The following is a 13833-nucleotide window of genomic DNA, read 5'->3' as shown; positions in this document are numbered from 1 at the left end:
GAGACGACACTCGGGCCCTCAACCTGCCCAGCCTCAGCCCACAGCACGAAAACGGTCCACCGACTCCGTCGGCGGACCGTCACGCAAGATCGAGGCTAGAGTGGCTCGATGTCAAACTCACCGTCCTCAAGGACGACCGGTCCGCAGCCCACATTCTGAGGTCGGGTGTTCTGACTCACCGGGAGCCCGCCGATGATTTGGGCCGCCTCAGCCGGGTCCATGCCGGCCGGTGCATCATTCAGAGTCTGAACATGCAGGTAGTGCCGCCATCCGCCAGTGGGGACATCGGCAGTGGTGAACGATCCGACGTACCAGCACCCGTAGCGCATCAGCCGCGTCACGCGTTCCGCGAGTGCCAGGTCCTTTCCCACGTACGACTCCAGCACGTCCATCATGGCAATCCACTCGTCGAAGGCCCGGGCGCGGACCGGTTGCCGGAGCACGATGGGAAAAGCCTGGTCAACGTCTACCGGCGTCAACAGGGCCGTTACATGGAAACTGCCGCAGGGACAGTCCCCTGTCACTTCTGCAACCATCTTGTCTCGGACAGGTGGATGGTGCATGGCGCTGCTGGCGGACAGCGGAGCGGGAGGTAGCGGGAGGTAGCGGGGCGGGGGGCGGCAGGGCTGCTGTCCACGTAGCGAGGTCAGCCTCAGTCACTTGGGTCTCATCACCGCCGTGCCAGGCGCACTTCTCCGGGAGGATCAGTCCGTATAGCCGCACTGTGTCGCCCGCCCGGTAGCGGCTCCGGTCAGTCAGGAGCAGCTGATCTTCGAGCACGTGGGGGTTGGTTCTGAGGTCGTCTGCCTCATAGGTGAGGTCACCCTCCGTGGTGTGACGCGCGTAGGACCACGTGGCGCCAATCTCGAAGTGTGTGCCGGGAATTGGCATCTCCGGATAGGTAAGGGCGACGCTATGGCTCTCCCCGCGGGTATGCGCGCCCTCCGGTGGCCACGTCGCTTCCTGGCCCCGGCGGGTCGGATCGATCTCGTCGCTCATTGCCGCGGCCAAAGCCGCGCTCACAGCCGCGCCGGCAAGAACGGACCCAAGGGTCGTGTTGGGCGTGTCGAGCCGGAAAAAGTCAATTGGATTACAGGCGTTGAACTGAAAGCCGATCTCGAGGGAGTCGTCAAGGGAGATCGGGGATGGCTGGACGACTTCGGTGCCCGACGTCCCATCGAGCACATGCTGGTTGCTGAGCACGAGCTGCTCGTTGGTGTTGCGGTCGAAAACGACTGCACCCAACGTTCCCCAGCTGAACGGCCTGGTGTTGACGCCGACCGTGATGCCGCCGAGGAGTGGGTCCTTGCGGTCGCCTCGGGAGCCGGAGGCGTCCGTTGTGGGACGCGGCGGTGGCAGCTCCTCAACGTCGGTGTGAATCCCGTCGATCTCTGAGGGCACCTCGCGCCAGCCCCATCGGCGGACTTCGTCAGGGGCGACCTTCTGAGCAACAAAAACGGTCAGTGCCAACCGCTGGTAGTCCGTCTGCCCGCCTGTCTTCTTGTAGGCCACCCCGATGCCCGTGACATTCGGTTCGCGCAACCATTCGTCGCGTACGCGGTCCAGCACCTGAGCCGCAGCGTCGTGCGCCTGTACGATCTCGGGAGCTTCCTGCGGGACGTGTTCTTCCATCACGTCGACGGGCACGCCATTCAACTCGCGCGGTAGCGGCGTTAGCCCAAGCGCTTGTAGCTCCTGTGGCGAACGCTTGGCCCGAACGGTCACCACGACCGCGGCGCGACCGGTGAGGACGCCCCCAGTGCGCTGCGGGCCAGCGCCGACCTTGACGACCCCTGGCACATTCAGCAGGCGCAACTCGTGTGCAGTAGCCGCATTGATTGCCTGTTCAAGTTCGCGGTCGAACGGAGCGCTCACGACGGCTCCTAGAAAGGGATGGGGTTGAATCGGATGTTGAGACGGTTAACTACGTCGAGGATGGGGTTTCCTACGCCGTAGGTTCCGCTGTCGTCGGCGGGGCCAGCGAAGTTCAGAGCAATAGGCCGCTTACTGGCCATGTCCACCCAGACCGATCCAGAGTCACCGCCTTGCGACAAGGGCTGTGTCATACCGGTGATCTGGGTTACGAGCACTTGGTTCGTGAAAGTGACCGTTCCCGAAATCGTGTCGTGGTCGTCGAAGGGCGGGGCGCTTGAGTAGGTGATACTCGTCACGGTTCCTCTCGTTGTCCCGGTGCGGCCTCCGGACTTCCATACGGTGTTGCCCATAGTCGCTGCCTGCACCCCGAAGTTCCCGTTGTCGGTTCGATCGAGGCTAATGATGCCACCCAGCCCCTCGATCGGTGAGGCGTTGTTACTGTCGTCGGACTGTGCGTCCTGCACCCCACGATCCACACTGCGGGAACGGTTCAGGTCGGATACGGCGCAGTCAATAGCATTGGTCATAGCGTCGCCGTTGCGCAGAATCTTTCCAATGATGAACTCTGGGTCCTGACCGGCTCGTACGTAGTCATGGATCAACGAGGCGATCTCGAGCAGCACGGCAACGAGGATGAGAACGACCTTCCACCACGGGTCCTGGAAGGCCAGCGGCCCGTACTGGCCCGAGAACGAGGTTGCCGGTTCGATCCGGTACTTGAAGCTGATGGGCAGCCATGCGACTGGCTTGACGCGACACCATCCGTCAACGCCCGTGCCGTCGCCCCAACCGCCAGTGCCGCCGCCGTCGGAACCGGCGCCAGGTCCGCCATTGCAGCCGCAGGGGGAGGACGAGCAGCAGCAAGCCTCCAGAACGCGCTGCAGCCGGCACACGTCGACGTCCTTGCCGTCCTGCAGGTCGGCGAACAGGTCACGCAGTTCCGCAGAGCCGCGCACCCGGCATTCGTCTTTCGAGAGGCTTCCTTGCTGCCACCCATACTTCAACCGACTCCCCCCGGTCTTGGGCAAGCTCCCAGTTCCGGAATGGGATCGTTCAAGGCAGGCGAGAAGGTCCTTGGCTGCGGCGTTCGCTGCTTTTTGGTCCAAAACGATTGAGGTGAACTTCAGGCGCAACCGGCCTTCGGGGACCTCACAGACGAGTTCCTTTCGTGCACTGTCATACGTGCTGCGGCTGACGAAAATCTGCTTTTGCGCCACGCGCGTGGGCGCGTCATACTTCGGGTCGTGCTTAGAACGCCGGGCGACGAATCCGATCTGCGGCTTGGACGGGCCTGCCTGGCTTACGTCGATCTTGAAGTAGATCGTGGTAGTTTCGCCGACCGCAAGAGTCGGCATACGGACGTACCCAGCGTTCATCTCCTGCCCGAAGGCCTCCGCCTCGGCGGGGAGCCAGTCGTCGCGCACAACGATCCCACGAGCGGCCAGCGCGGCACGAGACTCCGGGGCGATTCCGATTTCCACGCCCGGGACACCCGACATGAGGTCACCGGAAGGGTCCTGCGGATTCCACGGAACGAACCAGGTATTGCGAATCCGCACTCCCATGTACTGCACACCTTGAGACGTGTCAAAGATCCCGTCGGGCAGCATCACCCGGCTGCCACGTTCAAGGGCGAAGGGACGCACGTCGACAGCAAAGAGGGGATCAATGTACTCAAATGAGACCTTGAGGTCGGCGTAGTCGCCGTCCCCACCGCCGGGGAGATAGCCGTCGTCCGCTGAAAGGTCACACGTCCACACCACGGGACTCGCCAGACCCACATCATGCACGACGGAGCTCTCTGCCCAGCCAGCCCCGTTGTTCCACTCCAGCCTGGCAGACCCATCGGTGAACTCAAAGCTCCTACCGACAACTGCGTCGTACGTTCCGTTCCCGGCAGCGGCACCGCTGACGACAACACGATGGCCGTAGCCAGCCTTGCGACTGATGACGGTTCCACGCCATCGCCCCACAAACGATGTGGCCATTCACCTACCCCTTCTAGCTTGCCTTGCGGCTGCGACCGATCGTGCCCGCCCCACTCAGCAGACGCATGGACACAATTGAGCTGGTAGGCGCGACCATCGCAACACGGCTGGCGGGATGGTGCCAGCTGAATGCGTCCACGGAGTACGCTTTTCACCTGCCCTTTGGTGACGGCCGTTAGGTTCTGTCTCTTTGGCTTCACGCTGAGGAATGCCTCGTGGACGTCGTCGTGTCGTTCGCAGCGGATGCGCAGGCGGCGGAAGCCGTGCAGCCAAGAGATCCTCCGCTCGACAAGCCAGGGGAAGGTGCGGCTTCACCGTCGGTCGGCCCCACGGACCGCTGCCGCCTTGCCTGGGAAATGATCGCCGCAACCGCACCACCGGGGACTCGCCTTCTACCTGTGCTGGTCACCCACCACGGCCACCCTTGCGGAGCTGGTCCGTGTCGCCGGCGTCCGCTGGAGCGTCGAGGAATGCTTCCAGGCCGCCAAGGGCCAGGTCGGACTCGACCAGGTCAGGCACTGGACCTCATGGCACCGGCACATCACCCTCGCCATGCTCGCCCTGGCCTTCCTGGCCGCCCTCGCCGCCGACGCGGCACCGAAGCGGCCCACCGATCCGCACCGCCCAGCCCGCAGCAGTGAACAGACTCTCCTCGACCGTCCCAGAGATCCGCCACCTGCTCACCGCCGTCTTCGGCCCACCGGCCGTAACCGCGGCCAGGCTGCAGTGGTCAACCTGGCGCAGACGCCACCAGGCAACAGCCCGACACAGCCACTACCGACGCCGATCCGTCGGCAAACGTGCTGGATAGATCACGAAACCGCACTGGAGTACTAGACCGCTGGCAGGGGTGGAACCAGCAGGTGCGTGACCCCGTAAGGCTCTTCCAGGCCCTGCCGGCCTCCTTCTCGTCAGCTGACGGCTACGAGAAGAAGGCCGGCTGTCCAGACGTGGGAAAGAGTGCGGATACTCCTCGGAGACGTAGGTGGGGGTCTCACCGCGACATCAGCGCTCGGCCCGCCGGCCCCTGGGCGACAGGCATCACCCTGGCTCTACCACTGTGGCAGGCCGGGCGAGCGCCGGTCGGCGCCGGGTGACGACCTGCCTCATCCTCGTACCGTTTGATGACACTCGGATACACGACCCTTCTTCCACGCACGGCTGGAGCAGCCCCACCCACCTGACGCTCCGCCGGAAACAGCGTCGAATGAGCGTCAGGACGGTTTCCCACACGCCCCCATGGACCGAGGAGAAACCGTCCATCACCTCGCGAGACGCCCCCACGAAGCCGCAGGTCATACCCACTCCCCGGCACCAGGACACGTCCCACGTCGTGTATTTCGGGGAACACGTCGAGCGCACCCGGACACGCCTGAGCAATTTAGGAAAACTGCAGGTCAGAGCCCCTTTGCAGTAGGCTCCAAAATCGCCACGCACTCCACGTGGTGCGTCATCGGAAAGATGCCGACCTGGGCGAGTCACGGAAAAGCCCAGGTCAAAGCGGGATCATCGACTCTCTGTCCCGGGCGCGGGCGCCCAGAGCGTCAAACGAGCGTCATGACCAACAGTCCATCCCTCCTCTTCGGGCGAAAGAGGCCGCCACGACGAGCTCACCTGCACGAACCCACTCCCGCTCACTCTGGACGCAGGCTCGAACATCATGACCCGCACCGCTTCTCAGACCGCCATAATGGAGTTATGCCCTCCAGCTCACAGCCTGCCTCACCCACGCCGAGCGACATCTCGGGCGCAGTCGCCGAGGACCTCGCGCTGTACCGGGAGAAGTTCCGGCTCCGGCTGCCGGAGTCGCTGGACGAGTTGCACGGCCCGACCCAGGGGGTCGTGGAGCTGCCACTGCACATGGCCTGGTCGGGGATGACCTCGTACGACATGAGCAAGCCTCGCCAGCGCATGGGCCTGTACCGCACTGTCCTGCACGAGGGTCTGCGCGATGACCTGCCCCGGTACCTCAACCAGGATCTGCTCCTCCAGCTGTGGCCGGTGCTGCGCACACTCGTCGGCCGTACCGTGCGCGCCGTGTGGGAAGACGCCTTTCCCAAGCTCGCGTCCCGCACCCGGGCGGCCGCGTGACCGACATGCCGGAGCTGCACACGCGGCTCCTGGCGGATGTGATCGCTCTCGGCTCCCCGTATCCCCTGGTTCTCACCGGCGGGTATGCCGTGCGGGCGCACCGCCTCGTGAACCGCCCGAGCCAGGATCTCGATGTCGCCACCGAGAACCCGGCGCCCATGGCCGACATCGCCGCCGCGCTCCGCGCCGGCCTGGAAGCCCGCGGCTGGAAGGTGCACGCGCTGGAGACCGCCCCGCTGTCCGCCCGCTTCACCGTGACCGACCCGGTCACCGGGCAGGAATGCGAGGTCGACATCCTCAAGGAGATCTTCTGGCGGCCGGTCACCCAAAGCCCGTACGGACCCGTCCTCGCAGAGGAGGACGTGATCGGGACCAAAGTCCGCGCTCTCGCCGACCGCGGGGCGCCCCGCGACCTGATTGACGTGTTCGCGGCCTCCCGCCGCTGGAGCAATGCCGAGCTCGAGGAGTTTGGCCGCCGCCACGCGCGTGGCCGCTTCGAGCGCGAGGATCTGCAGTCGAACCTCACGGGCGCCGAGTGGACCGACGACGAAGCCCTCACTGCCTACGGCCTGGACGAGGCCACCATCAGTGCTCTCCGCACATGGGCCTTGGAGTGGGCCGAAGACCTCGCGACCCGGCTCCTTGCAGAGGCCGATGAGCCGGACATCGACTAATCGCGGCCGGACGAGATCACAGCTGCAAACGAGGCCGCGAGCTTGTCACAGCAAGCACGCCGGGCAAGCTGCGGCCCCATCGGGACGGTGACCAACTGGGGTCATCCCTCGTGCGCGCCTATGAACCCGGCCTCCAGGGCCTCGGCCGTAGGGAAGGCGGCGTGAACAGGGCAGAGCGGCGCCGGGATATACGTACGCCGGGTCTCCGACGTCAGCTGAACACGCTGCCCGTCATGGGACGGCCCTGGCAGCCCAGAGTCTGCCTCGCCGTGTCTGGTCGGTTATCGGCAAGGTGACCGTGAAAGGCGACCGGCCGCCCGGGCATGCGGGCGGCCGGACCAGTATCATGCACCGTCACATGCGGAGCGCAACGCACTGGCGCAACAGCGGTTCCAGGTGCAACTGGGTGTCCTCGCGGTCGAACACCTGAAGAGCGTCCAGGCAGTTGACGATCCACCGCCCCTCATCCTCGTCCTCGATCTTGAGTGCCACAGCAGTCACCGCGCCCTCCAGATCGAAAGGGCCGTCCTTGAACTCGTCGTCGAGGGCCCGGTACCCAGCGGCAAGCAGCGGGTCCGCGTACACTCCGGCCGCCTCGGCCAAGGCGCGGGCCTCGACCCGGTCCGTGCGTAGGTTTGCCAGGCGGCGCAACACCTCGGCGGGGTCACCCAGTTCGCCATGGAGGAGATGCGCTCGGCTGACCAAGAAGGGCCAGCCGCCGGTCAGCTCGTGGAGACGGTCCAGACGGTCCTCCGTGTGGAACATGTTGACACGCTGAGCCCACCCCCGCAGGCTGCGGCGGTCGTGACGGCGCAGGACCACCGGGGCTGCCGAGGTGGGTTCGGTTCCCATCAGTAGGGTCCGCCACAGGGCCAGTTGGGTGGTGTCCGTGACGAGGACGACCGCGCGGGTGACTCCCGGGGTGACGGGCAGCAGCGCCTCGGCCAGGTCGACGGCCTCCCGGCAGGTCTCAGGCCGCACCGGGTCCCGGTAGTTGACGAAGTCACTGATGACGACACGTCGTTCGCGAGGGCGTCCTCCGGTGAGCTCCTGCTTGTAGACGCTGGGCTTGCCGACGGGCGGCAGCGTCCAGCCATCGATCGGTCCGGCGATCGTACGCAAGGTCCGGGCGATGTCGGTGACTCCGGTAGCAGATGTGCCGAGGACGACCCTGGTCCGGCTGGACCGTTCGCCCAGGAGGTCGTCGAGCTGAGTGTTGGTCAGCGGAGCCGGCTGGCCGTCGGGGAGTTCTGGACGGCCTTCCTGCACGATGCTTTCCTGGAGTTCACAGTCCTGTTTGGCCCTGAGGCCTCCACCTCGTGGGAGGTCCCGATCATGCGCAGGGCGTTGGGTCCGCGCAGATGCCAGCCCAGGCCATCGCGGTTGGGCGCGAGGATCCCGAAGGCCGGGTACGGCGTCTGGACGGTCGAGGCACTCGACCACGCCTGCGGGCGGAGACTCCGCGCATCGGGCTCTGGCTCGACACCTCGGAGCACACCAGACACTGACGGTCTCAGCGTTCTCGACAACCTTCCGGCTGACCCACGTCACCACGCAGCCCGGCTGCCGAAACCGGCCAGCAACAGCCACGAACCAGCAGTCTTCGAATCGAAGCTGACGGCCCGTCAGAGCGTGCGTCATCCGTGCGTCAGGAATCGCTGCGGCCCGCGCGCAAGCCGCCACCGGAGCACCAGAAACCCCAGCTCAGGCAGCGTTCTCCACGTCCACCTGTTGCGACCACCGGAAACAGGTCGAACCGACGACCATTCCCCAAAAGCTGCAGGTCAGGCACTGTCTCGGACCGGCTCCAAAATCGCCACGCACTCCACGTGGTGCGTCATCGGGAACAGATCGAACGCCCTGAGCGTCCGCACCCGGTATCCCCCGTCCTTGAAGTACCCCAGGTCCCGGGCCAGCGCGGCCGGGTCGCAGGCGACGTAGGCGATCTTCCGCGCCTTCAGGGACGACAGGTGCTCGACCGTCTTGCGGCCCGCTCCCGCTCGCGGCGGGTCGAGGACGATGAGGTCGACCTCGCTGATCCCCGTACGCGGGAGGACGGTCTCGACCTTGCCCTGCTCGATCCGCACGCGGTCGAAGCCGGCGAGGTTGTGGCGGGCGTCCTCGACGGCGCGCTTGCCGGACTCGATGCCGAGCACCGCGCCCTTGTCGCCGAGGCGGTCGGCGAGGGCGCCGGCGAAGAGGCCGACACCGCAGTACAGGTCGAGCGCCATGTCGCCCTTGCGCGGCAGCAGACCCTGCATGACCGCCTTGACGAGGGTGTCGGCGGCCTGCGGGTGGACCTGCCAGAAGCCGCCACTGCCGACCCGGTACGTCCGGCCGTCGGCACGCTCGCGCACGAACGCCCGGCCGTGGACGCGGTGGATGCCGCCGTCGTGCTCCTCGACGCGCATCACGGAGACGGGCTTGTCGAGTTCGACGAGGGGGAGGCGGGCGCCGTGCCGGGGTTCGAGGATCACCATGCGGTCCTGTGAGCCCGTCGCCGCGATGGCGTCGACGGAGACCATGCCGCTCCAGTCCCGCTGCTCGATGCCCAGCTCGCTGACGCCCTCGGCGGCGATCATGCAGTGCTCGATGGGCTCGACCTCGTGCGAGCGGTGGCGACGCAGTCCGGCGTTGCCGTCGGCGTCGACCGCGTACTGCACGCGCGTGCGCCACTGCGGAACCTGGCCCGCCGGAAGCTTGTCGCCCTCGGCCGGCATCACGGTGCCGTCCCAGCCGGCCTCCTCGGGCGTGAGGCCCGCGAGCCGCTTGAGCTGCTCGGTGATCACCTCGCCCTTGAGCCGGCGCTGGGCGCCCGGCTTGGCGTGCTGCCAGTCGCAGCCGCCGCAGCGGCCGGGTCCGGAGTACGGGCAGGGTGCCTCGACGCGGTCCTTGGACGGGTCCAGGACGCGCACCGCGTCCGCGCGCAGGAACCGCGCGCCTTCCTCACCGTCCGTCACCCGGGCCACGACCCGCTCGCCGGGCAGCGTGTGCCGGACGAACAGCACCTGGCCCTCGTCGGTGCGGGCGATGCAGTGACCGCCGTGGGCGACGGGGCCGACCTCGACCTCGTACTCCTCGCCGACGAGCGAGCGTGCCGGCGAGTCCACCCGCGGGTCCGCCTGCGAGTTCTTCGGTTCTGCCTGCATGGCGGGGTGACTCCACTACTCGAACGAGGTACGGCCGGACAACAGCCCACCAGTCTACGTGGCTGTCGTCCGGCCGCTCACCATGATCCGGTCAGGCCTGTGGGCCCGGTGAGTCCGGGCCGGGCGTGTCCGGGGAGCCCGCCGAACCCTTGCCGGACGGCTCCTTCCCGCGCCCCTCGCCCGCGGGACCCCGCCGCACGGAACCCGGAGCGTTCCACTCCTGCCGCTTGCGGGCCCGCTTCTTGGCCACCTCGGAGGACTGGAGCTGGTACGGCACCGAGGTCACCATCACACCCGGCGTGAACAGCAGCCGGCCCTTCAGCCGGAGCGCGCTCTGGTTGTGCAGGAGCTGCTCGTACCAGTGGCCGACCACGTACTCGGGAATGATCACCGACACGGCATCCCGCGGCGACTCCCGGCGCAGGCTCTTGACGTACTCGATGACCGGCCGCGTGACCTCGCGGTAGGGCGAGTCGAGGACCTTCAGCGGTACGTCGATGCCGCGCCGCTCCCACTCCGCGCGCAGCGCCTTGGTCTCGGCCGGGTCGACGTTGACGGTGAGCGCCTCCAGGGTGTCGGAACGCATCAGCTTGGCGTAGGCGAGGGCCCGCAGCGTCGGACGGTGGATCTTGGAGATCAGCAGCACCGAGTGGACGCGCGAGGGGCGGACGCTGTCGTCGCTGGGGCCCTCGGGTGCGGCCAGTTCGTCGGAGACGCCGTCGTAGTGGCGGCGGATCGCGGACATGACGCCGTAGAAGATCACCATGCCGAGCAGGGCGACCCAGGCGCCGTGGGTGAACTTGGTGACCAGGACGACCACCAGGACCAGGCCGGTGAAGAACGCTCCGAAGGTGTTGATCGCCCGGGAGCGGACCATGCGGCGGCGCTCGGCCGGGTCGGTCTCGGTCGTCAGGTGGCGGTTCCAGTGCCGGACCATGCCGGTCTGGCTGAGCGTGAAGGACACGAAGACGCCGACGATGTAGAGCTGGATCAGCCGTGTGGAGTCGGCGTCGTACACGATGATCAGCAGCGACGCCGCGCCCGCGAGGAGCACGATGCCGTTGGAGAACGCCAGGCGGTCGCCGCGGGTATGCAGCTGGCGGGGCAGGTAGCGGTCCTGGGCGAGGATCGAGCCGAGCACCGGGAAGCCGTTGTAGGCGGTGTTGGCCGCCAGGAACAGGACCAGCGCGGTGGCCGCGGCGAGGACGACGAAGAGGAAGGTGTCCTTGCCGAAGACGGCCTCGGCGACCTGGCTGATCACCGGGTTCTGAACGTAGTCGGAGCCGACCGCGACCCCGTTGCTCAGCAGGTCCACGGCCGGGTTCTCGGCCATCCGGACGTCCGTGACCAGGGCCAGCACGATGATCCCGCAGAACATGGTGACGGCGAGCAGCCCCATCGCGGCGAGGGTCGTCGCCGCGTTCCTGGACTTGGGCTTGCGGAAGGCGGGCACGCCGTTGGAGATGGCCTCCACGCCCGTGAGCGCCGCACAGCCGGAGGAGAACGCGCGCAGCATGAGGAAGAACAGGGCGAAGCCGGCCAGACCCTGGTGTTCCGCCTTGATCGTGTACTCGGCGGTCGGCGCCCGCATGGTGTCGTCCAGGACCAGTGCCCGGAACGCGCCCCACGCGACCATGGTGAAAACACCCGCGACGAACACGTACGTCGGAATGGCGAAGAGCTTGCCGGACTCCTTGACGCCGCGCAGGTTCATCAGCGTCAGCAGGACGACGACGGCGACCGCGCAGGCCACCTTGTGCTCGACGACGAACGGGATCGCGGAGCCGAGGTTCTCGATGCCGGAGGCGATGGAGACGGCCACGGTCAGGACGTAGTCGACGAGCAGGGCGCTCGCGACGGTGAGGCCCGCCTTGGGGCCGAGGTTGGTGTTGGCCACCTCGTAGTCGCCGCCGCCGCTGGGGTAGGCGTGGACGTTCTGCCGGTAGGAGGCGACCACCGTGAACATCAGCACCACGACCGCGAGGGCGATCCAGGGGCTGAAGTGGTAGGCCGACACGCCCGCGATGGACAGGACCAGCAGCACCTCCCCGGGCGCGTAGGCCACGGAGGACAGCGGGTCGGAAGCGAAGACGGGTAGGGCGATGCGCTTCGGCAGGAGCGTTTCTCCGAGCCGGTCACTGCGCAGTGCGCGCCCGATCAGAATCCGCTTGGGCACGTCGGTCAGTTTGGACACAACTGAGCATCGTATGCCTTCGAACAGGGGCTCGCCCACCCTCCCCCCGGGAACAGCCGGGGAGACAGTGCGCCCCGGCCCCGGCGTGGAGGCGTTCCGTCTGCCTCACGGGTGAATTCGGCCATGGCGCGGCTGCGGATTCCCTGGCCACGCCGATCGCCATGTCTATATGACAATTCCCGTCCGCTGCCGCCTCATCGGAGGTTCCATGCACACGACCGCGGAGCTGATCGGAGCCGTCGGCGCCCTCGTCGGCCTCGGAATCCTCACCCTCCTCAGCCTCTGGAGCATCAGCCGTCGCTGAAACCGTCAACCGTGCACAGGGGTGCCCTCCGCGGACCGCGCGTGTGTAGCTTGGTCGGCGGTCTGAGACCCTGTTACAGCCAAGTCAGCAACACTTGACCTCGGAAGGACGGTCGTGCACATCGTCATCATGGGCTGCGGCAGAGTGGGTTCCGCTCTCGCCCAGACCCTGGAGCAGCAGGGGCATACGGTCGCCGTCATCGACCAGGACCCCACCGCCTTCCGACGTCTTGGCTCCTCGTTCGGCGGCCGCCGGGTCACCGGGGTCGGCTTCGACCAGGACACCCTGCGCGAAGCGGGCATCGAGGAGGCCGGGGCCTTCGCCGCCGTCTCCAGCGGCGACAACTCCAACATCATCGCTGCCCGCGTGGCCCGCGAGATGTTCGGCATAGAGAACGTCGCCGCCCGTATCTACGACCCCCGTCGCGCCGAGGTCTACCAGCGCCTGGGCATCCCGACGGTGGCCACGGTCCGCTGGACGGCCGACCAGATGCTGCGCAGGCTGCTTCCCGCGGGTTCCGAGCCGCTGTGGCGCGATCCCACCGGTGGCGTCCAGCTGGCCGAGGTCCACGCCTCCGGCTCCTGGGTCGGACACAAGATCAGCAGGCTTCAGGAGGAGACAGGCGTCCGCGTCGCGTTCCTCACCCGCCTCGGCGAGGCGATCCTGCCCAGCTCGCAGACGGTTCTGCAGGAGGGCGACCTGGTGCACGTCATGATGCGCACGGATGACGTGGAGAAGGTCGAAGCCGCGTTCGCCGAGGGCCCGAAGGAGGACGGTCACTGATGAGGGTCGCCATTGCCGGAGCCGGCGCAGTCGGCCGCTCGATCGCCGGTGAGCTGCTGGAGAACGGCCACGAGATCCTGCTGATCGACAAGGCGCCGACCGCCATCTCGGTCGAGCGCGTCCCCCAGGCGGAGTGGCTGCTGGCCGACGCCTGCGAGATCACCTCCCTCGACGAGGCGGCCCTCCAGCGCTGCAACGTCGTGATCGCCGCCACGGGCGACGACAAGGTCAACCTGGTCGTGTCCCTGCTCGCGAAGACGGAGTACGGCGTCCCGCGCGTCGTCGCCCGGGTGAACAACCCGAAGAACGAGTGGCTGTTCAACGAGTCCTGGGGAGTGGACGTCGCCGTCTCCACCCCGCGTCTGATGTCGGCCCTGGTCGAGGAGGCGGTGAGCGTCGGCGACCTGGTCCGCCTGCTCCGCTTCAGTCACGGCGACGCCAACCTCGTCGAACTGACCCTCCCCGAGGAGTCGGCCCTGGCCGGCACCCAGGTCGGCGACGTGGAGTGGCCGGAGGACACCTCCCTGGTCACCATCATCCGCGGTACCCGGGTCCTCACCCCGTCCCGCGAGGACTCCCTGGAGGCAGGCGACGAGCTCCTGTTCGTGGCCGCCCAGGCCCGCGAGGAGCAGCTGGAGGACCTGCTGTCGGTACGCCGCGAGAAGTGATCTTCAGCCGGTCCGGCATTCGAGGACGAGACGCGGAGCGTCGACGGGGCATCTGGGGGCGCAGCCCCCGGCGACGGGACGGGTGGGTTCGGCGGGGGCGAAAACTC

10 protein-coding genes and 2 pseudogenes are annotated in these 13833 nt (G+C 67.2%); 5 read left to right on the top strand and 7 right to left on the bottom strand.

All coding sequences use genetic code 11. From position 1 onward, the window contains the following. Positions 1 to 95 precede the first annotated feature (95 nt). The 4 genes and pseudogenes from P1P75_RS03680 to P1P75_RS03665 all read right to left on the bottom strand — a co-directional run. Positions 96 to 479 carry a hypothetical protein gene (locus P1P75_RS03680; protein ID WP_319251749.1) on the bottom strand — a complete coding sequence of 128 codons (384 nt, stop codon included), beginning with the start codon at positions 477 to 479 and terminating at the stop codon, positions 96 to 98. Further along, a complete protein-coding gene (locus P1P75_RS03675) occupies positions 460 to 1875 on the bottom strand; it encodes a hypothetical protein (protein ID WP_319251747.1) in 1416 nt (471 codons plus the stop codon). The genes P1P75_RS03680 and P1P75_RS03675 overlap by 20 nt, the downstream gene beginning before the upstream one ends. Before the next feature lie 8 nt (positions 1876 to 1883). Further along, positions 1884 to 3863 (bottom strand): hypothetical protein, encoded by a 1980-nt coding sequence (locus P1P75_RS03670; protein WP_319251745.1) that lies wholly within the window; start codon positions 3861 to 3863, stop codon positions 1884 to 1886. A 203-nt stretch (positions 3864 to 4066) separates the two neighbouring features. Next, positions 4067 to 4159 (bottom strand): annotated as a pseudogene (locus tag P1P75_RS03665) (IS5/IS1182 family transposase); the annotation flags it as partial. Between the two features lie 88 nt (positions 4160 to 4247). On the opposite strand from P1P75_RS03665, the pseudogene P1P75_RS03660 reads away from it, so the two are divergent. The 3 genes and pseudogenes from P1P75_RS03660 to P1P75_RS03650 all read left to right on the top strand — a co-directional run. Continuing rightward, a pseudogene (locus tag P1P75_RS03660) lies at positions 4248 to 4451 on the top strand (IS701 family transposase); the annotation flags it as partial. 1110 nt (positions 4452 to 5561) lie between these two features. Continuing rightward, positions 5562 to 5954 carry a hypothetical protein gene (locus P1P75_RS03655; RefSeq protein WP_319251743.1) on the top strand — a complete coding sequence of 131 codons (393 nt, stop codon included), beginning with the start codon at positions 5562 to 5564 and terminating at the stop codon, positions 5952 to 5954. 5 nt (positions 5955 to 5959) lie between these two features. Further along, complete coding sequence (locus tag P1P75_RS03650) at positions 5960 to 6628, top strand: nucleotidyl transferase AbiEii/AbiGii toxin family protein (protein WP_319251751.1); 669 nt, start codon at positions 5960 to 5962, stop codon at positions 6626 to 6628. A 354-nt stretch (positions 6629 to 6982) separates the two neighbouring features. On the opposite strand, the gene P1P75_RS03645 is transcribed toward P1P75_RS03650, so the two are convergent. The 3 genes from P1P75_RS03645 to P1P75_RS03635 all read right to left on the bottom strand — a co-directional run bounded on the left by P1P75_RS03645 (position 6983) and on the right by P1P75_RS03635 (position 11971). After that, complete coding sequence (locus tag P1P75_RS03645) at positions 6983 to 7897, bottom strand: hypothetical protein (protein ID WP_319251741.1); 915 nt, start codon at positions 7895 to 7897, stop codon at positions 6983 to 6985. A gap of 515 nt (positions 7898 to 8412) precedes the next feature. Continuing rightward, entirely contained in the window at positions 8413 to 9777 is a 1365-nt protein-coding gene (locus P1P75_RS03640) for a class I SAM-dependent RNA methyltransferase (protein WP_319251739.1), read from the bottom strand. A 91-nt stretch (positions 9778 to 9868) separates the two neighbouring features. After that, the gene (locus tag P1P75_RS03635; protein ID WP_319251738.1) at positions 9869 to 11971 is read right to left on the bottom strand and encodes an APC family permease; all 2103 of its coding nucleotides are present in this window, start codon (positions 11969 to 11971) and stop codon (positions 9869 to 9871) included. 418 nt (positions 11972 to 12389) lie between these two features. Between P1P75_RS03635 and P1P75_RS03630 the strand changes: the two genes are divergently transcribed. After that, positions 12390 to 13058 carry a TrkA family potassium uptake protein gene (locus tag P1P75_RS03630; protein ID WP_319251736.1) on the top strand — a complete coding sequence of 223 codons (669 nt, stop codon included), beginning with the start codon at positions 12390 to 12392 and terminating at the stop codon, positions 13056 to 13058. After that, positions 13058 to 13726 carry a TrkA family potassium uptake protein gene (locus P1P75_RS03625; protein ID WP_319251734.1) on the top strand — a complete coding sequence of 223 codons (669 nt, stop codon included), beginning with the start codon at positions 13058 to 13060 and terminating at the stop codon, positions 13724 to 13726. The genes P1P75_RS03630 and P1P75_RS03625 overlap by 1 nt, the downstream gene beginning before the upstream one ends. The last annotated feature ends 107 nt before the right edge of the window (positions 13727 to 13833 follow it).

Origin of the sequence: Streptomyces sp. ID05-39B, assembly GCF_033794725.1 — a bacterium.
Classification (GTDB): domain Bacteria; phylum Actinomycetota; class Actinomycetes; order Streptomycetales; family Streptomycetaceae; genus Streptomyces; species Streptomyces bobili.
This window is presented reverse-complemented; position numbering and strand designations above follow the sequence as displayed.